We start from the raw sequence: 19,267 nt of genomic DNA, 5'->3' as shown, positions 1-19,267 counted from the left end.
AAGGAAGCTCCTGGTCGTCCTCAACGCTATCATTCGCGACAAAACCGCATTCGCGTGAACACAGTTGCCATGCCGTGCACTCGGCCATGGGGTGCAACGGTGCAGAATTCTGGGCCGCAGCGGCGCTTTGAAGGCACGGCATGGATCCTCGGGTCTGCGCGCGTCGCTTCGCTCCTTGCTCCGCCCGTGGATGACGACGTGATGGGCGTTTCCGCTAACCACCAAGGCGCGCCATGTCCATACGCGTCGCCAACCCGCAGAACGTCTACGCCGCAAACCAGAACCGACCGAAGACAATTTCCCCGATCCGATTAACCGTTTTGCCGCTTTTCGGCGCTAAGATGCTTCTTCATGAAACGCGTCATCGCCATCGCCGACCGCGCGGCCCTGGTCTCGTTGAAGCTGCTTGCAGCGCTCAACCTGCTGTTCTTCTTGTCTTTCCTGGCCGTCCTGCTGCTTGCCGGCCGGGCGCTTGCCGCAGCGCCCAATTGCGCCGGCGCCGATCTGTTAACGGCGCTGGAGAAGAACGATCCCGCCGCCTTCAAGAAGGTCGAGACCGAGGCCGCGGCCGTACCCAACGGCAAGGGCCTGCTGTGGAAGCTGGAGAAGCCCGGCGAAAAACCGTCCTATCTGTTCGGCACCATGCATATGACCGATACGCGCGTCACGACGCTGCCGGCCGCCGCGCAGAAAGCCTATGACGGCGCCGGCACAATCGTCATTGAAACCACCGACGCAATGGACAAGGCCAAGATGATGGCCGCGATGGCCAGCGAACCCGGCCTGATGATGTTCACCGACAACACCACCCTGTCGTCGCTCTTGTCGCGGGACGATGCGGCGGCGCTGGACAAGGGGCTCGACGCGCGCGGCATCCCGCCGGCGACGGTCGCCAAGATGAAGCCGTGGATCCTGTCGGCGATGATGGCGTTGCCGGCCTGCGAGGTGGCGCGCCAGAGCGCCGGCGAACCCGTGCTGGACGTCAAGCTTGCCTCGGACGCCAAGGCCTCGGGAAAGGATGTCGAAGGGCTCGAAACCGCCGTCGATCAATTGCGCGCCATGGCTTCGCTGCCGATCGAATTCCACATGAAGAGCCTGGTCGAGACGATGAAGCTCGGCGACAAGGTGAACGACGTCAACGAGACGATGATCGTGCTCTACCAGCGTGGCGAGGTCGGCATGTTCTGGCCGCTGTTCCGCGCCGTGCTGCCGGAGACGGCGGACGACAAGGCCGGCTATGCCGCCTTCGAGCAGACCATGATCACCAGCCGCAACAAGGTGATGGCGGCGCATGCCGGGCCGATTTTGGCCAAGGGCAACGTCTTTATGGCCGTCGGCGCCATGCATCTGCCCGGCCCGGAAGGACTGGTCGAGGATTTTCGCAAGGCAGGGTATACTGTTACCGCCGTCAACTGAGTCGTCTGGCGGCTGGCGGGCCTGAAAACGCCGGTTTTTCAGCGCTTTCCGTCCGTTCGCGTGAAACCCGATGCGGGCTCAGCGCGTTGATGGCTGTTATTTTGATGACTTTCATCCAAGGAGGACACGTTTCATGGCGAACCCTAACGATCCCTACACCCCTTCGAGCACGCCTCCCCCAACGCGTGGCGGTGGTGGCGGCAGCGGGTGGCTGATCGCCCTTGTTGTCATTATCCTGGCCATTGTTGCGTATTATGTCTTTGGCAGAAGCGGCGGCGAGCATGCCCCCGCCCCGTCTGAGCCGCCGGCGGCCAGCACGCCTGCCCCGGCGCCTGCAACGCCCGCTCCGGCGCCTGAGCCAACTCCAGCGCCCACCCCGGCTCCCACGCCAGCTCCGGCGCCTACGCCTACGCCTACGCCTACGCCGACCCCGGCTCCGGCACCTGCGCCGGCCCAGTAATCCGGCTACAGCTTGACGACAAACGGCCCGCCAAAGGCGGGCCGTTTTGGTTAGGAGAACTACGGCGGCCTTCGTCATACCCGGGCTTGACCCGGGTATCCATGCCGCGACCGTTGCCGTAGAGCGCAACAGTGCAAAATTCTGCAACCGTTGCAATGCCTTAGCATCACGGCATGATCCTGGGGTCTACGCGCGTCGCTTCGCTCCTTGCTTCGCCCTAGGATGCCGAAGCGATGGCGCTGGTGCGCAGCTAAATATGAATCGGCTTGAAGAACGTCGCCAGCGCCGCTTCCTTGACCGCCTCCGACATCGTCGGATGCGCGTGGCAGGTCCGCGCCAGGTCTTCGGACGAACCGCCGAATTCCATCAGCACCGCCGCCTCGTGGATCATCTCGCCGGCGCCGAAGCCGACGATATGGACGCCGAGCACGCGGTCGCTCGCTTTGTCGGCCAGGATCTTCACGAAGCCGTCGGTGTGCAGCATGGCGCGCGCGCGGCCATTGGCGCTGAACGGGAATTTCCCGGCCTTGTAGTCGATGCCGGCCTTCTTCAGCTCTTCCTCGGTCTTGCCGACCGAAGCGATTTCCGGGCTGGTGTAGACGACGCTCGGGATGACGTCGTAGTTCACATGGCCGGCTTGGCCGGCGATCGTCTCGGCCACCGCCACGCCTTCGTCCTCGGCCTTGTGCGCCAGCATCGGCCCGGCGATCACGTCGCCGATGGCATAGATGCCGGGAACATTGGTCCTGAGATGCCCGTCGGTCTTGACGCGGCCGCGCTCGTCGACCTCGACGCCCGCTTCCTTCAGCCCCAGGCTGTCGGCATAGGGCCGCCGCCCGGTGGAAACCAGCACCACATCAGCCTCGATGGTTTCCGCCGCGCCGCCCTTGACCGGTTCGAAGGTGACGCTGGCGCCCTTCTTGGTCTTTGCGACGCCGGTGACCTTGGCGCCGAGCTTGAACTCGAACCCCTGCTTGGACAGGAGCCGCTGGAACTGCTTCGACACCTCGCCGTCCATGCCGCCGAGGATGTTGTCGAGGAACTCGACCACCGTGACCTTGGCGCCGAGCCGGGCCCACACCGAGCCGAGCTCCAGCCCGATGACGCCGCCACCGACCACCACCAAGCTGGCCGGCACCTTGGCCAGCGACAGCGCGCCGGTGGAGGAGACGATCGCCTTCTCGTCGAAATCGACCTTGACGCCGGGAATGCCGGCGACATCGGAACCGGTGGCGATGACGATGTTCTTGGTCACGATTTCCTCGACCTTGCCGTCCTCGCCGGTCACCGAAACCTTGCCGGCGGAAACCACCTTGCCGGTGCCGCGAAAGGAATCGATCTTGTTCTTCTTGAACAGAAAGGCGACGCCGTTGACGTTGGACGCGACTGTCGCGTCCTTATGCGCCATCATCTTCTTCAGATTGAGCTTCGGCGCCGGTAGCTCGATGCCCAGCGTATCGAAGGCATGGCCGGCTTCCGCGAACATTTCGGAGGCGTAGAGCAGCGCCTTCGAGGGAATGCAGCCGATGTTGAGGCAGGTGCCGCCGAAGGTGGCGTTCTTCTCGACCACCGCCGTCTTCAGCCCGAGCTGCGCCGCCTTGATGGCGCAGACATAGCCGCCCGGTCCCGATCCGATGATTACGACGTCATAAGCCATGATGGTTCCTTCTGGTCTGGCCCTTAGCGGCCGCCGCTCACATTCAGGATCGCGCCCGTTATATAGGAGGCTGCGTCCGACATTAGATAGAGAACCGCGCTGGCGACTTCGTCGGCCGTTCCCGCGCGTTTCATCGGCAGCGCGTCCTGCATCCGCGCCACCCGGTCGGGCTGGCCGCCCGAGGCGTGGATTTCGGTTTCGGTGATGCCGGGGCTGACCGCGTTGACGCGGATGCCTTCGAGAACCACCTCACGCGCCAGCCCGATGGTCATGGTGTCGATCGCGCCCTTGGAGGCGGCGTAATCGACATATTCGCCCGGCGATCCCAGCCTGGCCGCCGCCGAGGATAGGTTGACGATGGCGCCGCCCCTGCCGCCATGCCGCGTCGACATGCGCTTCACCGCCTCGCGGGCGCAAAGAAAGGAGCCGACGACATTGATGCGCATCATGCGCTCCAGCCGCGCTACGCTCATCTCGTCAACGCGCGCTTTGACATCGACGATGCCTGCATTGTTGACGAAGGCGTCGAGCCGGCCGAAGGCCCGGTCGACGGCTTCAAACATCGCCAGGACATCGGCCTCGTTCCCGACATCGCCTCTGACCGCGAAAGCATCGCCGCCACCGACTTTAAGCTCGGCGACCAGCGTGTCCGCCGCCGCCTGGTTGGAGACATAGTTGATTGCCACCCGGTAGCCGGCCTGGCTCGCCTGTCGGCAGATGGCGGCGCCAATGCCGCGGCTGCCGCCAGTGACCAGCAGCGTCTTTCTGTGCGCGCTCATTCCTGGCAGCCTTTCAGCACGAAAATGTCCCATGGCACCTTGGAGAACCCGGCCGGGCCATAGGCGGCCGACATCTCCAGCGACGCTCCGAGATCGGGAAAGATGAGGCTTTTCGGCGCGTCGGCGCCTTCGGCCGGCAGCAGGCCAACGCCGCCCTTTTCGTCGGCGCTGTAGATGACGCCTTCCCAGACCGTGCAGGCGGCAAGCTCCTCGCCGGTGATGTCGCCGGTCGGGCATTTGTACATCAGCGAGCCATGCGGCCGCGCGGCGCTGCCTTCGGTCCACATGGCAATGCCGTCGAGCACGACATTGTTGTCGAGGATCATGCGGAAGGCGTTGGTGATCGTCGCCGAACTGCCGGCCGGCGTGAAGTCGATCTCGGCGCCGCTCTGCGCCTCGCCATAGACGGCAAGCTGGATCGGGCAGGCGGCATGAGCGCTGGAAGCCGACAACAAAACCGCCGATCTAGCCATCCACCGGATTATGGGTGAGGCAAGTATCCTCATCGATCGGCCTCGTTACGGCCATCGGCGTTTTCGAGCACTTCGAAGTCGGTCATCAGGAGCAGTGGTTCGCCGGATGCGTCCAACCCCCAGAAAGACCGATACGCGCCGTCGCCATAGCCAGTGTCGAACATGGCTACATTGATCGGGTTGCCTTCAATCGGACTGTCGATACAAAACCTGTCGATAGTGCACGCGACGTCGGCGAGATAGTCGTCAAGTTCCTCTTGGTCAGACATTATCGTCAGGAACGACTTGTCCATAAACGACGCAACCGCGTCATCAACGATAAATTCAAACTCATAGCCCGATGGGTGGTCTCGAGCAAAGGTGGCCAATTCCCAACGCACCGGCAAGCCAGAGCCGAAACGCAATGCCGCCACGGCAATCTTGGTCCGAACCTGAAGCAATATGACCGGGTAGCGCCCCGGCTTTACCTTGCGGCTAAATGGCGGCCGTCCCAGTCCGGTGATGAGCGGGTCGCAGGCAACGATTTCGCCGGTGGGCAATTCAAGCTCACCGATCGTGGTGACGGTGATCTTCCGTTCCGCCATCTCGGCAGAGCTGAGAGCGAAGACGCCGAGGTTGCTGCTGATCTCGGAGGCCTCCCAATCGGCGGGCGAAGCGACCACGGGCAAGTCGGAGAAAAGCCAGACGCGTCCACGCCGAAGGAATCGGCGTAAGGCATCTGACCAACCACTCATTGCGGATCGGCTCCGATCACAGATCGAGCACCAGCCGCTCGGGATCCTCCAGGCTTTCCTTGACCCGCACCAGGAAGGTCACCGCTTCCTTGCCGTCGACGATGCGGTGATCGTAGCTGAGCGCCAGATACATCATCGGCCGGATGACGATCTGGCCGCCGACTACCATCGGCCGGTCCTGGATCTTGTGCATGCCGAGAATGCCCGACTGCGGCGCGTTCAGGATCGGCGTCGACATCAGCGAGCCATAGACACCCCCGTTGGAAATCGTAAACGTCCCGCCTTGCATATCCGCCACCGACAGCTTGCCGTCGCGCGCTGCGAGGCCCAGCCGGCCGATCTCCTTCTCGATCTCGGCGATCGACATCTGGTCGGCATCGCGCACCACCGGCACCACAAGGCCCTTGTCGGTGCCGACGGCGACGCCGACATGGGCAAAGTTCTTGTAGATGATGTCGGTGCCGTCGATCTCGGCATTGACCGCCGGGATCTCCTTCAGCGCATGCGTCACCGCCTTGGTGAAGAAGCCCATGAAGCCGAGCTTCACGCCATGCTTCTTCTCGAACACGTCCTTGTATTTGGCCCTCAGCGCCATCACCGCGCTCATATCCACCTCGTTGAAGGTGGTGAGCATGGCGGCGGTCGACTGCGCCTCCTTCAAGCGGCGCGCGATGGTCTGGCGCAGCTTGGTCATGCGCACGCGCTCCTCGCGCGGCGCATCCTCGGCGGTGGACGGCGCGCGGGCCGCGACGGGCGCCGGAGCGGCCTTCGGCATCTCGGCCGGCTGGGAAGGGGCGCCCTTGGCGATGGCGTCGAGCACATCGCCCTTCAGCACCTGGCCGCGCTTGCCGGAACCGGACAGCTGGTCGACCGAGAGATTGTGTTCCGCGATCAGTTTGGCCGCGGCCGGCGCCGGCGGCATGGTGCGCGGCTCGACCGGACCGGCGTCGCCGGCCATCTTGGCGGTTTCGGCCGCCGCCTGCTTGGTGGTGGACGCGGCGTCCGGGCTGGAAGCCTGCGCCACCGCCTGCGGCTTGGTGGCGGGTGCTGCAGCCGCGCCGCCGGCCGAAATCGAGCCGAGCAGCGCACCGACATTGACCGTCTCGCCTTCCTTGACGGCGATCTCGGCCAGCGTTCCGGCGCCCGCGGCGGGCACTTCCACCGTCACCTTGTCGGTTTCGAGCTCGACCAGGGGCTCGTCGGCGGCGATCGCGTCGCCGACCTTCTTGAACCACTTGCCGACAGTCGCCTCGGTGACGGATTCGCCGAGAGTGGGGACGCGGATTTCGGTAGCCATTGTGCCTGTCCGTTGTCTTCTTGAGGTCTGTTTCGTCCGGCCTGTTTGCGCGCCCGGCCCTATTCGCCGAGCGCGTCGTCGAGCAGCGCCGCAAGCTGGCTGAGATGCTTCGACATCAACCCTGTCGCCGGCGAGGCCGAGGCCGGCCGTCCGGTGTAGCGCACCCGCTGATGCTTGGCGTCGATATGCGCCAGCACCCATTCGAGATAGGGATCGATGAACGACCAGGCGCCCATGTTCTTGGGCTCCTCCTGGCACCACACCATTTCGGCATTGCGGAAACGCGACAGCTCGGTGATCAGCGCCTTGGCCGGGAACGGATAGAGCTGTTCGACGCGCAGCAGGTAGATGTCGTTGATGCCGCGCTTCTCGCGCTCCTCATAGAGGTCGTAATAGACCTTGCCCGAGCACAGCACGACGCGGCGGATCTTGGAGTCCTTCAACAGCTTGATCGGCTGGTCGGCCAAGAGCTGCGCATCGTCCCAAAGCAGTCGGTGGAACGAGCTTTCGCCCGCCATCTCCGACAGCGTCGACACCGCGCGCTTGTGGCGCAGCAGCGATTTAGGCGTCATCAGGATCAGCGGCTTGCGGAAGTCGCGCTTCAGCTGTCGGCGCAAGATATGGAAATAGTTAGCCGGCGTGGTGACGTTGGCGACCTGCATATTGTCTTCCGCGCAGAGCTGCAGGAAGCGCTCCAGCCGCGCCGACGAGTGCTCCGGCCCCTGGCCCTCATAGCCATGCGGCAGCAGGCAGACGAGACCCGACATGCGAAGCCACTTGCGCTCGCCCGACGAGATGAACTGGTCGAACACGACCTGGGCGCCATTGGCGAAGTCACCGAACTGCGCTTCCCAGAGCGTCAGCGCCTTGGGCTCGGCCAGGCTGTAGCCGTATTCGAAGCCGAGCACCGCCTCCTCCGACAGCATCGAGTTGATGACCTCGTAGCCGGCCTGCGCCGCCGAGAGATTGTTGAGCGGAATGTAGCGGGTCTCGTCGCGCTGGTCGTAAAGCACCGAATGGCGCTGCGAGAAGGTACCGCGCTCCGAATCCTGCCCGGAAAGCCGGATCGGATTGCCGTCGAGCAGGATAGCGCCGAAGGCCAGCGCCTCGGCCGTCGACCAATCGATGCCTTCGCCCGACTCGATTGCCTGGCGGCGGTTTTCGAGGAAGCGCAGGATGGTCTTGTGCGCCTCAAAATCCTTCGGCACCTCGGTCAGCTTCTTGCCGATCTCCTTCAGCGTGCGCACCGGCACGGCGGTCTTGCCGCGCCGCTGTTCGTCCTGGTTGTCGGCGGTGCGAAGGCCCGACCACGCGCCGTCCAGCCAGTCGGCCTTGTTGGGCTTGTAGTGCTGGCCGACTTCCCATTCGGCTTCCAGATGCGCGCGCCAGTCGGCCCGCATCTTGTCGACTTCGGCCTGGGTGACGTGGCCTTCGGCGATCAACCGGTCGGCATAGATCTGCACCACCGTCTTATGGCTGCGGATGTTGCGGTACATGATCGGCTGGGTGAAGGACGGTTCATCGCCCTCATTGTGGCCGAAGCGGCGGTAGCAGAACATGTCCACCACCACCGGCTTGTGGAACTTCATGCGGAACTCGGTCGCGACCTTGGCGGCATGCACCACCGCTTCCGGATCGTCGCCATTGACGTGGAAGATCGGCGCCTCGATCATCTTGGCCACATCCGATGGATAGGGCGAAGAGCGCGAGAAGCGCGGATTGGTGGTGAAGCCGATCTGGTTGTTGATGATGAAATGCAGCGTGCCGGCGACGCGATGCCCGCGCAGGCCCGACAGGCCGAGGATCTCGGCGATCACGCCCTGGCCGGCGAAGGCTGCGTCGCCGTGCAGCAGCAGCGGCATGACCTTGGCGCGCTCAGACAGCGGCACGATCTCGCCGCGCTCACGGCCGGACAACTGATCCTGCTTGGCGCGCGCCTTGCCCATCACGACAGGGTCGACGATTTCCAGATGCGAGGGGTTGGCCGTCAGCGACAGGTGCACCTTGTTGCCGTCGAACTCGCGGTCCGACGAGGCGCCGAGATGATACTTGACGTCGCCCGAGCCTTCGACTTCGTCGGGAGCCGCCGAGCCGCCCTTGAATTCGTGGAAGATGGCGCGGTGCGGCTTGGCCATTACCTGGGAGAGCACGTTGAGGCGGCCGCGATGCGCCATGCCGAGCACGATTTCCTTCAGGCCGAGCTGGCCGCCGCGCTTGACGATCTGTTCCAGCGCCGGGATCAGCGACTCGCTGCCATCGAGGCCGAAACGCTTGGTGCCCTTGTACTTGACGTCGATATATTGCTCGAAGCCCTCGGCCTCGACCAGCTTCGACAGGATCGCCTTCTTGCCGGTGGCGGTGAAGGTGATCTCCTTGTCGGCGCCTTCGATGCGCGCCTGGATCCAGGCCTTCTCTTCCGGGTCGGAGATGTGCATGAACTCGACGCCGAGCGTCGAGCAATAGGTGCGGGTCAGGATATCCAGCATCTGCCGGATGGTGCCGAATTCGAGGCCCAGCACATTGTCGAGGAAGATCGGCCGATCGTAATCGGCTTCGGTGAAGCCATAATTCTCCGGCGACAGCTCGTTGTAATCCTCGAGCGGCTTGGCGATGCCGAGCGGGTCGAGATTGGCGTGCAGGTGGCCGCGCATGCGGTAGGCGCGGATCATCATGATGGCGCGCACGGAATCGCGCGTCGCCTGGTGCACGTCGGCGTCGGAAAGCACCGCGCCGTTGACGACGGCTTTTTCCTTGACCTTCTTTTCGATCGCCTTTTCGACCAGACCCCAATTGCCGTCTAGCGCCGAGACCAGCTCGCCATTGGCCTGCAGCGGCCAGGAAGGCTTCGCCCAGGACGCGCCCTTGGCGTTCTTGCGGACATCGCCCGCGTCATCCTTCAGCGCCGCGAAGAAATCCTGCCACTCCGGATCGACGGAGGCGGGATTGTCCTCATAGGCCGCATAGAGCGCGTCGATGTAATCGGCATTGCCGCCATAGAGGAATGAGGTGAGCGAGAATTGGTCGTTGGCCTGATCTTGTCTTGCCATTTTCGTCTGCGGAGCCTGGCTCCGTCTCCTTTTTGGAGCGAATAGTGAGTAGCGAATAGCGAGTAGGGGCTGCCCGGATCGCGCTGCTACTCTGTTTTTCCTATTCGCTATTCGCTATTCGCTACTCACTATTCGCTACTCACTTAACCCTTGATCGCCTCGACCAGCGTCGTCCCGAGCCGCGCCGGCGAGGGCGAAACTTTTATTCCGGCCGATTCCATCGCCGCGATCTTGTCTTCCGCGCCGCCCTTGCCGCCCGAGATCACCGCGCCCGCGTGGCCCATGGTGCGGCCGGCCGGCGCGGTGCGCCCGGCGATGAAGCCCGCCATCGGTTTCTTGCGGCCGCGCTTGGCTTCGTCCTTGAGGAACTGCGCGGCGTCTTCCTCGGCCGAACCGCCGATCTCGCCGATCATGATGATCGACTTGGTCTCGTCGTCGGCGAGGAACATCTCCAGCACGTCGATGAATTCGGTGCCCTTGACCGGGTCGCCGCCGATGCCCACCGCTGTGGTCTGGCCGAGGCCGACATTGGTGGTCTGGAAGACTGCCTCATAGGTAAGCGTTCCCGAGCGCGAAACAACGCCGACCGAGCCCTTGCGGAAGATGTTGCCGGGCATGATGCCGATCTTGCATTCGTCGGGCGTCAGCACGCCCGGGCAGTTCGGGCCGATCAGCCGCGAGGTGGAGCGGTCGAGCCGCGCCTTGACCTTGACCATGTCCATCACAGGGATGCCTTCGGTGATGCAGACGATGAGCGGGATCTCGGCCTCGATCGCCTCGATGATGGCTTCACCGGCTCCCGCAGGCGGCACGTAGATGACGGAGGCGTTGGCGCCGGTCCTTGCCTTGCCCTCGGCGACGGTGGCAAAGATCGGCAGGCTTTCGCCTTTCGAACCGGTCCAGGTTTCGCCGCCCTTCTTCGGGTGGATGCCGCCCACCATCTTGGTGCCGTGATAGGCCAGCGCCTGCTCGGTGTGGAACGTGCCGGTCTTGCCGGTCAGACCCTGAACCAGCACCTTGGTGTTCTTGTCGACGAGAATGGACATGGGTGGGAACGCCTCTGAATTCAGCGATTACAAGAAAGGATTGACGGCCCGGACCGAGCCATAGACCTGGTTGTGGTTGAGATCTTCGGTGTAAAAAATCGGCGCGCCGAACCGTTCCGCGGCTGCAAGCAACGCCGCGTCGTAATATTTGAGCTGATAGCGACGCGCGAGACGAAGCCCCGCGATGACATAGGCCTGATCGACCGGGACAAAAGGAAGCGTGCCGAGAAAGACCAGCCATTGGTCGACCACAGCATCGGCCGAGACCGACTTCCGCCTTGCCACGTTGGCGAACTCTGCCAAGGTCTGGCCAGAGACGCCGAACACGGTCCCGAGGACAAGGCCTTGCGCGATATCGTGGCGGCGAGGATCACTCGTCCTCTCCGAAGCCGCGTACAGGAGGACGTTCGAGTCGAGAAAGCATTCTATCCTCTCGTTCGGCATAGATCTCGTCCCGGTTCCATTTGTATGCAGGGCCTAGATCGAGCGGCGATTCTTTCATCAACCTGCGCATGCCTTCCCGCGCCCAGGCGATCCGGTCTTCCTGCTCGACCTCATGCGCGAGCAGCGTGCGAATAAGGGCATTGAGCGTCGTCTGGCGACGCCCAGCGAGGCCGCGCGCCTTTTCAAGGAGGGCCTCGTCAATGGCCAAGGTGACGTTCTTCATTGTCCGTCTCCACATAAATACACAGGTACAATATGTGTGATTATGTGTGACCCTTCAACCGTCCTGATCTCCATCGCTCAGCCTTCCTTCATCTCGGAAGGCGGAACGCGCCGGTAGAGGCCGTTCACCATGCCTTGCCATGCATCGCTGCCGGCGGGCTTGAACTGAAGTTTCATGCGGTAGGCGTCAGCGCCGTCAAAGCTGTACGCCATGCGCGCGGCGCCGCGCGGCGACGACCGTTCCAGCATCAGCTCGTTGCCGTTCCACCTGCCGGTAGCCGGCGACATCGGCACGAACCCCATCGAGTCGAACTGATGCATGGTGACGAGGCCGCTCTGCTGGTCGAAGCCGAACACATTATGCGCGCCGAACGAGACGGTGCCGTCCCGGCGCTGGCGATAACGCTGCACCACGAACAGGCCGCCGAACTCAGCCTCGGCCTGCAGTTCCGACGTTGCCGTGCCGGCATCGGTCCATTGCGTGGCCGCGACCTCTTCCTCGCCGCGCCACGCGCCGACCAGCGCCTGCAGGCGTTGGTGACCGTCAGAGAGGGAAGAGAAGGGTGACGCGTTCATGGCTCAGAGCCGCTTCAGGTCGGTGACGGTGAGGTCACTCCGGGCGTTGCCGGTGTTCAAGGTCGTCGCCGGCTCGAACATCAGCACCACCGGCTCCTTCGTCAGCGAGCGCGGCCGATGCTCGACGCCGCGCGGCACGACGATGAAATCGCCCTCGCCAAGCTCGACCGGCCCGTCGCGGAAATCGATGGCGATCCTGCCGCGCAGCACCAGGAAGGCCTCGTCCTCATTGTCATGCGCATGCCAGTCGAAGGTCTCGCCGAACTTGGCGACCTTGGCCTGGGCATCGTTGACGTCGCCGGCGATATGCGGATCGAAGACCTTGGCGATCTTCGCGTCCGCCGCCTCGACCAGGTTTATCTTGCGCGGAGGCATCCGCTCAGCCCTTCACCGCCGCCACGATCTTCTTGGCCGCGTCGTCGAGATCGTCGGCCGACACGACGTTGAGGCCGCTGTCGTTGATGATCTTCTTGCCGAGCTCGGCATTGGTGCCTTCGAGCCGCACGACCAGCGGCACCTTCAGGCCCACTTCCTTGACCGCGGCGATCACGCCTTCGGCGATGACGTCGCACTTCATGATGCCGCCGAAAATGTTGATCAGGATACCCTCGACGGCCGGATCCTTGGTGATGATCTTGAACGCCGCCGTGACCTTTTCCTTGGAAGCGCCGCCGCCGACGTCGAGGAAGTTAGCCGGCTCAGCACCGTACAGCTTGATGATGTCCATCGTCGCCATGGCAAGGCCGGCGCCGTTGACCATGCAGCCGATATTGCCGTCGAGCGCGACATAGGCGAGGTCGTATTTCGACGCCTCGATCTCCTTCTCGTCCTCCTCGGAGGTGTCGCGCAATTCCATCACGTCCGGGTGGCGGAACAGCGCGTTGTTGTCGAACGACACTTTGGCGTCCAGGACGCGCAGATGGCCGTCTTTCATGACGATCAGCGGATTGACCTCGAGCAGGCTCATGTCCTTCTCGACGAAGGCCTTGTAGAGGATCGGGAACAGCGTGCCGCCATCCTTCGCCGCATCGCCGGCGAGCTTCAGCGCGGCGTTGAGCTTCTTCACGTCGTCGGCGCTCACGCCCTTTTCCGGATCGATGGCAACGGTGACGATCTTTTCCGGCGTGTCGTGCGCGACCGTCTCGATGTCCATGCCGCCCTCGGTCGAGACGACGAAGGCGATGCGGCCGACCGAACGGTCGACCAGGATCGACAGATAGAGCTCGCGCTCGATGTCGGCGCCGTCCTCAATATAGAGGCGGTTGACCTGCTTGCCGGCAGGTCCCGTCTGCTTGGTGACCAGCGTGTGGCCGAGCATCTCGTCGGCATTGGCGACGACTTCCGCCGCCGACTTCGCCAAGCGCACGCCGCCCTTGGCATCAGGGCCGAGCTCCTTGAACTTGCCCTTGCCGCGGCCGCCGGCATGGATCTGGCTCTTCACGACATAGAGCGGGCCGGGCAGCGCTTCTGCCGCGGCTTTCGCCTCGCTGGCCTTGAACACCGGAACGCCGCTTGCGACCGGCGCGCCGAAGGTCTTCAGCAGCGCCTTGGCCTGATACTCATGGATGTTCATGCGCTTGGTCTCCGGGGGAAGGACGTTTTATTTGCCGGCGAGATGCGGGGCGATCTTGGTGCAGGCCTCGGTCAGGCCCTGCACGGCCGCGACCGAATTGTCGAACATCTTCTGCTCGGCCTTGGACAGATCGATCTCGATGACGCGCTCGACGCCGCCGGCGCCGATCACCACCGGAACGCCGACATAGGTGTTCTTCACGCCATACTGGCCCGAGAGATGCGCAGCGCAGGGCAGCACGCGCTTCTTGTCCTTGAGGTAGGATTCGGCCATCGCGATCGCCGAGGCGGCCGGCGCGTAATAGGCCGAGCCGGTCTTGAGCAGGCCGACGATCTCGGCGCCGCCGTCGCGGGTGCGCTGGACGATCTGGTCGAGCTTCTCCTTCGAGGTCCAGCCCATCTTGACGAGGTCGGGCAGCGGAATGCCCGATACGGTCGAATAGCGGATCATCGGCACCATGGAATCGCCGTGGCCGCCGAGCACAAAGGCGGTGACGTCCTCGACCGAGACCTTGAACTCTTCGGCCAGGAAATAGCGGAAGCGGGCGCTGTCGAGCACGCCGGCCATGCCGACGACATGGCTGGTCGGCAGGCCGGAGAACTTCTGCAGCGCCCAGACCATGGCGTCGAGCGGGTTGGTGATGCAGATGACGAAGGCCTTCGGCGCATATTTCTTCAGCCCGGCGCCGACCTGTTCCATCACCTTCAGGTTGATGCCGAGAAGGTCGTCACGGCTCATGCCAGGCTTGCGCGGAACGCCGGCGGTGACGATGCACACATCCGCGCCCTCGATGCCGGCATAGTCGTTGACGCCGGTCAGTCGGGAATCGAAGCCGTCGACCGGCGAAGACTGCGCGATGTCGAGACCCTTGCCCTGCGGAATGCCCTCGGCGATATCGAACAGCACCACGTCGCCGAGATCCTTGAGGCCGATCATATGGGCGAGCGTGCCGCCGATCATGCCCGAGCCGATGAGCGCTATCTTATTGCGTGCCATGTGAGGATGTTTTCCTTTGTCTGTAACGAAGTCGTGACGGGCCGGAGGGGCCGAAAGGATGCGGGAAACCGCGAGATTTGGCCGCCCCGAATAACTCCGGCGCGCAAGAAATTCAAACGATTATTTTGAGCCTAACGTTTTCAATCGGTTAGATGCATCGGGAGTTACGTAAACGTCAAAGTTTATGAGCCGACTGAGGAGAATTGACACAATGAACGTTGAAATCAGAAGGCTTCATCCGGGCGATGACGCGGTTGTGATGCGGGTGGCCGAGGAGGTGTTCGACGAGCCGGTGCGATCGGACCGTCTCGCTGCCTATCTCAACTCGCCCGGCCATTTCATGATCGTGGCGATCGTCGACGAAATCGTGGTCGGCCAGTGCGCCGCCGTCGTTCATCGCCATCCCGACAAGATGAGCGAGCTCTATATCGACGAGATCGGCGTGGCGCCGGCCTTCCAGCGGAAGGGCATCGCGCGAAAGATGCTCGACGCGACGTTCGAGATCGGCCGTGAGCACGGCTGTGAGGAAGCCTGGGTCGGCACCGAGCCCGACAACGGACCGGCGCGGGCGCTTTATGAAACGAGGGAGGAGCCGCATGGGAAGGCGGAGGATTTCGTGATGTATGTATATCGGCTTTCGAAGTTGGCCGAAACTGCATCTTCCTCCTAGGGCGGTTGACGGAGCCGTCCCTTCAAGTCGTCATTCTAGGGCGGAGTAAGGAGCGAAGCGACGCACGCAGACCCTAGAATCCATTCCGTGACATAAAAGCGATACCACGAGGCAGAACGATCTGACAGAGAGGCGTCCACATGAGTCCCATTCTGAACCGCTGCATTCCATGTCCTAAGTCACGGAATGGATTCTAGGGTCTCCGCGACGCTTTGCGTCGCTCCGCCCTAGAATGACGAAGGTAATCCCCTTCTACCCCTTCGCCTGCCTCACCTCTGCAGCCGCCACCTCCTTTTTTCGCCGTTCCGCCCAGCCGTCCAGCCAGTCGCGGCTCTGCATCTCGACCAGGCGCGAGGCTGTACGCTCGAATTCGAACACTTCCGTGCCGCGCTTGGCCGTATAAAGCCGTTCGGGCGGCGCCGCGGCGCTCATCACCAGCCGCATGCGGTGGTCGTAGAGCGTGTCGATCAAAAGGATGAAGCGCTTGGCCTCGTTGCGCTTGCCTTCGCCCAGCACCGGCACATGGTCGATGAAAACCGTCGAGAAGCGGCCGGCGATCGCCAGATAGTCGCGCGCGCCGAGCGGCTTTTCGCAGAGGTCGGCAAAGGAAAAGCGCGCCGCATCGCCGGCGGCGCGCGGCACGCCGAGCTGGCGGCCTTTCAGCGTCAGCGTCACCTCGCCGATCGGCTGGCCATGCGTCATCGCCTTCCAGGCTTCGTCGAGCGCGCGCTCGGCCGCGGCGTCGTCCGGCGTGACATAGACCGGCTGGCGGTTGAGCTTTTCCTGGCGGTAGTCCTTCTCGGCATCCAGCGTCATCACATGTGCATTGCGCTCGAGCAGCGAGATGAACGGCAGGAAGAGCTGGCGGTTCAGCCCGTCGCGATAAAGGTTCTCCGGCGCCACATTGGAGGTGGCGACCAGCACCACGCCGTTGGCGAACAGCGCCGAGAACAGGCGCGACAGGATCATCGCGTCGGCGATGTCGGTGACCGAGAATTCGTCGAAGCACAGCACCCAGGCTTCATCGGCGAGCGCCCGCGCCACCGGCGGGATCGGGTCGTCTTCCTTGACGTCGCCATTCTTGCGCGCCTGCCGGTGCTTCTGGATACGATCCTGCACATCGGCCATGAAGTCGTTGAAATGCACGCGGCGCTTGCGCCGGACCGGCAACAGCTCGAAGAACATGTCCATCAGCATGGTCTTGCCGCGACCAACGCCGCCATGGATGTAGAGACCTTTGACCGGCTCGCGCGGCTGACGCTTGGCCGCGAACAACCAGCCCAGCGCGCTCGATTTATGCGCCAGCCTTTTGGCCGAGATCTCGTCTATCAACCGATCGAGCGCAGCGACGATCCGCTCCTGCGCCGGGTCGCGCTCGGCCGCCCCGCTTTGGACGAGATGCTCGTAGCGCTGCCTGACGGTCGCGTGGGTCTGGATACCGTCGCGCAGATGCATGGGTAAGTCATTCCAGAGCAATCCGGGGGAAACGGTTCCCATCCGGAATTGCGTAAACAGGGGCGGTTTCGCGTTATCTTGTAAGCGAGATCGGCTGCCCGTTGGAAGTCTGGCCGTCGAACTTTTCGCCGCCGGACGAATAGAGCCTGGCCAGCGTGCCGCCGTTTTCGTCGTAAAGCGTCAGCTGCTTGCCGGCGACATTCCACGATTTGATGCCGTCGATCGGCGCCGGGCAGTGCAGCGGACCGGCGCGGTAGCCGGCGCCGAACTTGGTCTGCGGCGTCGCCACCTTGCAGCTCTGCCCGGAGACATTGACGTTCCAGACGCCGGCGACGCTGGCCGCGGTGAGATCGGTGGCGCCGGCGGGCGCCGTGCCGTCCGGCGGCAGCGACGCGACCTGAGTGTTCTTCGGAGCGGTCGGAAATTGCGACGGATCGGCGGCGCCGGGGGAAGCCGGCGGCGGCAGCTGATTCTGCGTCACCGTGCCGGAGGGTGCCGGGGTCAGCGGTGTCGGCTGCTGGTCGTCCATCGACGAGAAGCGCGAAGTCGAGCAGCCGCTCGCAACGAGCGCGGCCAGCGATACGGCCACAAGGCCGGTCCTTGAAAAATGCATTTACCACCTCCGTCGGATCTGGCCGGGGGGAGCCATCCGCGTAATCTCCGCTTCACCAAGACGGCGAAGGTGGCAGAATTTCAACCCGATATGGTTAAAATAGGGTTTTCGAAATGGCTGTTGCAAATTTATCGCAGCGGAGGGCCACAGTCGGGAAGCCGCCGCTGAAAACCTTGTAATCTATTGAAATATCAATATTAAATCCTGGTGCTCGGCACGAACACATAACCATCCGGGCCGACGGTGTAGCATTCGCGCAAGCCATGCGGCTTGTCGATCGAGCCGGCCAGCACGATGTGGCCGAGCGCGGCCGCCTTTTTCTCGGCCGAGTCCGGATCGGCGCCGTAAAGGCGCAGTTCGATACCGGCCCCGCGAGTCTCGGCGCCTGCGGTGACGCCGATCATCGGATTGTCCATATAGGAATGATCGGCGTGCAGCATGAAGATCGAGCCCAACAGCTCGATCGCCGCGAAATCCTCGTCGCCATAGATGATCCGGGCGCCAAGCACGTCGCGGCAGAAAGCCTCCATCGCCGTCAGGTCGGTAACCAACAGGTTGATGCCGACCCCAGGCGGCAGCGAGCGACCGAAATCCTCCGCCTTCATCCACGGTGTCTTGGTTCGCTTCATTACCATGACGATCACCCCTGTCTGCCGATCCTAGACGAGCCCGGCTTCGGCCATTGGCATTCGGCGGCAAAATGCTTGCGCCAGGCCGGCGCGTCCTTATCTCAGGAGACGACACAAGCGGGCGGGAGACAGAATGGCCGCGAGGAAAGGAACCGCCAACCGCTACTACAGCGGGCCGCCCAGCGTTCATTTCGACGGCGCCCTGTTCTTCAATCCCGGCGGCAGGCCGCCCGGGAGCTTCAGCGATCTCCTCAAATGGCAATTCGGCGGCGGGCGGGTGAAATGGCCGGCTTCGGTTCCGAGCCCGTATCCCCCGGCGAAGCCGGACATACGGGTGGAAGGCAGCGCGCTGAGACTCACCATGGTCGGCCATGCTTCGCTTCTCATCCAGACGGCGGGGTTGAATATCCTGACCGATCCGGTCTGGTCGGAGCGCGCCTCGCCTTTCGCCTTCGCCGGGCCGAAGAGGGTCAATGCGCCGGGGATTGCCTTTGCCGACCTGCCGCCGATCGACCTGGTCCTGATCAGCCACAATCACTACGACCATCTCGACCTCGCCACGCTGAAGCGGCTGAGGGAGAGACACGATCCGCTGGTGATCGCGCCGCTCGGCAATGACGCCATCATCGGCCGCGCGGCGCCCGGCATGCGGCTCAGCGTGCATGATTGGGGCGACAGGCTCGATGCCGGCACGGCCGCCATCCATGTCGAACCGGCGCATCACTGGTCGGCGCGCGGCGGGCGCGACCGCCGCATGGCGCTGTGGGCGGGCTTCGTCATCGAGACGATGGCCGGCAATATCTATTTCGCCGGCGACACCGGCTTCCATGACGGCATCAACTACCGGCTGATGGGAGAAAAGCATGGCGGCTTCCGCCTCGCCATCCTGCCGATCGGAGCCTATGAGCCGCGCTGGTTCATGGCGCCGCAGCACCAGAATCCGCAGGAGGCCGTTCAGGGCATGAAGCTGTGCAACGCCGCCTTTGCCGCCGGCTGTCACTGGGGCACCTTCCACCTCACCGACGAGCCGGTCGATGAGCCGGCCCGGAAACTGGCCGAGGCTTTGGCCGCCGAAGACCTGCCGCCGGAGCGTTTCCGTGCCATGCGACCGGGAGAGCTGTGGGACGTGCCGGCCATCTACAAAGGAACCCAAACCGGCCAAACGCGTTGATCGGACGAC

Annotated in this window: 19 protein-coding genes; 3 read left to right on the top strand and 16 right to left on the bottom strand. The window is 63.6% G+C overall.

Annotated features, from left to right (window positions below):
* Positions 1-351: 351 nt before the first annotated feature.
* Positions 352-1,416: a TraB/GumN family protein gene (locus tag LB525_RS27555; RefSeq protein WP_224549539.1), complete on the top strand. Its 1,065-nt coding sequence runs from the start codon at positions 352-354 to the stop codon at positions 1,414-1,416.
* Between the two features lie 710 nt (positions 1,417-2,126).
* On the opposite strand, the gene lpdA is transcribed toward LB525_RS27555, so the two are convergent.
* The 13 genes from lpdA to mdh form a co-directional block, all read right to left on the bottom strand.
* Positions 2,127-3,533, bottom strand: coding sequence for a dihydrolipoyl dehydrogenase (lpdA, locus tag LB525_RS27550; RefSeq protein ID WP_224549537.1), 1,407 nt, complete (start codon positions 3,531-3,533; stop codon positions 2,127-2,129).
* A 23-nt stretch (positions 3,534-3,556) separates the two neighbouring features.
* Positions 3,557-4,312 carry an SDR family oxidoreductase gene (locus LB525_RS27545; RefSeq protein WP_224549535.1) on the bottom strand — a complete coding sequence of 252 codons (756 nt, stop codon included), beginning with the start codon at positions 4,310-4,312 and terminating at the stop codon, positions 3,557-3,559.
* Positions 4,309-4,785 (bottom strand): hypothetical protein, encoded by a 477-nt coding sequence (locus LB525_RS27540; RefSeq protein ID WP_411971055.1) that lies wholly within the window; start codon positions 4,783-4,785, stop codon positions 4,309-4,311. The genes LB525_RS27545 and LB525_RS27540 overlap by 4 nt, the downstream gene beginning before the upstream one ends.
* 29 nt (positions 4,786-4,814) lie before the next feature.
* Positions 4,815-5,447, bottom strand: coding sequence for a DUF4241 domain-containing protein (locus LB525_RS27535; RefSeq protein WP_224549531.1), 633 nt, complete (start codon positions 5,445-5,447; stop codon positions 4,815-4,817).
* A gap of 88 nt (positions 5,448-5,535) precedes the next feature.
* On the bottom strand, positions 5,536-6,816 hold the full coding sequence (gene odhB, locus LB525_RS27530) for a 2-oxoglutarate dehydrogenase complex dihydrolipoyllysine-residue succinyltransferase (RefSeq protein ID WP_224549530.1): 1,281 nt from the start codon (positions 6,814-6,816) through the stop codon (positions 5,536-5,538).
* A gap of 59 nt (positions 6,817-6,875) precedes the next feature.
* Positions 6,876-9,863 carry a 2-oxoglutarate dehydrogenase E1 component gene (locus LB525_RS27525; protein ID WP_224549528.1) on the bottom strand — a complete coding sequence of 996 codons (2,988 nt, stop codon included), beginning with the start codon at positions 9,861-9,863 and terminating at the stop codon, positions 6,876-6,878.
* 143 nt (positions 9,864-10,006) lie between these two features.
* A complete protein-coding gene (sucD, locus tag LB525_RS27520) occupies positions 10,007-10,909 on the bottom strand; it encodes a succinate--CoA ligase subunit alpha (RefSeq protein ID WP_126080453.1) in 903 nt (300 codons plus the stop codon).
* 27 nt (positions 10,910-10,936) lie between these two features.
* On the bottom strand, positions 10,937-11,353 hold the full coding sequence (locus LB525_RS27515) for a PIN domain-containing protein (RefSeq protein ID WP_224549526.1): 417 nt from the start codon (positions 11,351-11,353) through the stop codon (positions 10,937-10,939).
* Entirely contained in the window at positions 11,280-11,576 is a 297-nt protein-coding gene (locus LB525_RS27510; RefSeq protein WP_140846351.1) for a hypothetical protein, read from the bottom strand. The genes LB525_RS27515 and LB525_RS27510 overlap by 74 nt, the downstream gene beginning before the upstream one ends.
* Before the next feature lie 77 nt (positions 11,577-11,653).
* A complete protein-coding gene (locus LB525_RS27505) occupies positions 11,654-12,151 on the bottom strand; it encodes a DUF1579 family protein (protein WP_224549513.1) in 498 nt (165 codons plus the stop codon).
* A gap of 3 nt (positions 12,152-12,154) precedes the next feature.
* Positions 12,155-12,526: a cupin domain-containing protein gene (locus LB525_RS27500; RefSeq protein WP_224549511.1), complete on the bottom strand. Its 372-nt coding sequence runs from the start codon at positions 12,524-12,526 to the stop codon at positions 12,155-12,157.
* Between the two features lie 4 nt (positions 12,527-12,530).
* A complete protein-coding gene (sucC, locus tag LB525_RS27495) occupies positions 12,531-13,724 on the bottom strand; it encodes an ADP-forming succinate--CoA ligase subunit beta (RefSeq protein WP_224549499.1) in 1,194 nt (397 codons plus the stop codon).
* A 27-nt stretch (positions 13,725-13,751) separates the two neighbouring features.
* Positions 13,752-14,720 (bottom strand): malate dehydrogenase, encoded by a 969-nt coding sequence (gene mdh, locus LB525_RS27490; RefSeq protein ID WP_095769532.1) that lies wholly within the window; start codon positions 14,718-14,720, stop codon positions 13,752-13,754.
* 211 nt (positions 14,721-14,931) lie between these two features.
* Between mdh and LB525_RS27485 the strand changes: the two genes are divergently transcribed.
* A complete protein-coding gene (locus tag LB525_RS27485) occupies positions 14,932-15,390 on the top strand; it encodes a GNAT family N-acetyltransferase (protein WP_224549497.1) in 459 nt (152 codons plus the stop codon).
* A 252-nt stretch (positions 15,391-15,642) separates the two neighbouring features.
* Here the strand turns inward: LB525_RS27485 and zapE are convergent, their stop codons facing one another.
* From zapE to LB525_RS27470, 3 genes are all read right to left on the bottom strand, one after another.
* Positions 15,643-16,845: a cell division protein ZapE gene (gene zapE / locus LB525_RS27480; protein WP_224549495.1), complete on the bottom strand. Its 1,203-nt coding sequence runs from the start codon at positions 16,843-16,845 to the stop codon at positions 15,643-15,645.
* Between the two features lie 73 nt (positions 16,846-16,918).
* Complete coding sequence (locus LB525_RS27475; protein ID WP_140846345.1) at positions 16,919-17,458, bottom strand: protease inhibitor Inh/omp19 family protein; 540 nt, start codon at positions 17,456-17,458, stop codon at positions 16,919-16,921.
* 197 nt (positions 17,459-17,655) lie between these two features.
* Positions 17,656-18,093 (bottom strand): VOC family protein, encoded by a 438-nt coding sequence (locus LB525_RS27470; protein WP_224549493.1) that lies wholly within the window; start codon positions 18,091-18,093, stop codon positions 17,656-17,658.
* Positions 18,094-18,220: 127 nt separating this feature from the next.
* Here LB525_RS27470 and LB525_RS27465 point away from each other — a divergent pair, with 127 nt between their 5' ends.
* A complete protein-coding gene (locus LB525_RS27465; protein WP_224549492.1) occupies positions 18,221-19,258 on the top strand; it encodes an MBL fold metallo-hydrolase in 1,038 nt (345 codons plus the stop codon).
* The last annotated feature ends 9 nt before the right edge of the window (positions 19,259-19,267 follow it).

Origin of the sequence: Mesorhizobium sp. CA16, from assembly GCF_020165175.1 — a bacterium.
Taxonomy (GTDB): Bacteria; Pseudomonadota; Alphaproteobacteria; order Rhizobiales; family Rhizobiaceae; genus Mesorhizobium.
This window is presented reverse-complemented; position numbering and strand designations above follow the sequence as displayed.

Bases quoted from the DNA above. Each gene is read 5' to 3' on its own strand.
- LB525_RS27540 (WP_411971055.1), bottom strand. From the start codon at position 4,785: ATGGCTAGATCGGCGGTTTTGTTGTCGGCTTCCAGCGCTCATGCCGCC.
- LB525_RS27470 (WP_224549493.1), bottom strand. From the start codon at position 18,093: ATGGTAATGAAGCGAACCAAGACACCGTGGATGAAGGCGGAGGATTTC.
- LB525_RS27510 (WP_140846351.1), bottom strand. From the start codon at position 11,576: ATGAAGAACGTCACCTTGGCCATTGACGAGGCCCTCCTTGAAAAGGCG.
- LB525_RS27475 (WP_140846345.1), bottom strand. From the start codon at position 17,458: ATGCATTTTTCAAGGACCGGCCTTGTGGCCGTATCGCTGGCCGCGCTC.
- sucD (WP_126080453.1), bottom strand. From the start codon at position 10,909: ATGTCCATTCTCGTCGACAAGAACACCAAGGTGCTGGTTCAGGGTCTG.
- zapE (WP_224549495.1), bottom strand. From the start codon at position 16,845: ATGCATCTGCGCGACGGTATCCAGACCCACGCGACCGTCAGGCAGCGC.
- LB525_RS27485 (WP_224549497.1), top strand. From the start codon at position 14,932: ATGAACGTTGAAATCAGAAGGCTTCATCCGGGCGATGACGCGGTTGTG.
- sucC (WP_224549499.1), bottom strand. From the start codon at position 13,724: ATGAACATCCATGAGTATCAGGCCAAGGCGCTGCTGAAGACCTTCGGC.
- LB525_RS27505 (WP_224549513.1), bottom strand. From the start codon at position 12,151: ATGAACGCGTCACCCTTCTCTTCCCTCTCTGACGGTCACCAACGCCTG.
- LB525_RS27500 (WP_224549511.1), bottom strand. From the start codon at position 12,526: ATGCCTCCGCGCAAGATAAACCTGGTCGAGGCGGCGGACGCGAAGATC.
- mdh (WP_095769532.1), bottom strand. From the start codon at position 14,720: ATGGCACGCAATAAGATAGCGCTCATCGGCTCGGGCATGATCGGCGGC.
- LB525_RS27465 (WP_224549492.1), top strand. From the start codon at position 18,221: ATGGCCGCGAGGAAAGGAACCGCCAACCGCTACTACAGCGGGCCGCCC.
- LB525_RS27555 (WP_224549539.1), top strand. From the start codon at position 352: ATGAAACGCGTCATCGCCATCGCCGACCGCGCGGCCCTGGTCTCGTTG.
- lpdA (WP_224549537.1), bottom strand. From the start codon at position 3,533: ATGGCTTATGACGTCGTAATCATCGGATCGGGACCGGGCGGCTATGTC.
- odhB (WP_224549530.1), bottom strand. From the start codon at position 6,816: ATGGCTACCGAAATCCGCGTCCCCACTCTCGGCGAATCCGTCACCGAG.
- LB525_RS27545 (WP_224549535.1), bottom strand. From the start codon at position 4,312: ATGAGCGCGCACAGAAAGACGCTGCTGGTCACTGGCGGCAGCCGCGGC.
- LB525_RS27525 (WP_224549528.1), bottom strand. From the start codon at position 9,863: ATGGCAAGACAAGATCAGGCCAACGACCAATTCTCGCTCACCTCATTC.
- LB525_RS27515 (WP_224549526.1), bottom strand. From the start codon at position 11,353: ATGCCGAACGAGAGGATAGAATGCTTTCTCGACTCGAACGTCCTCCTG.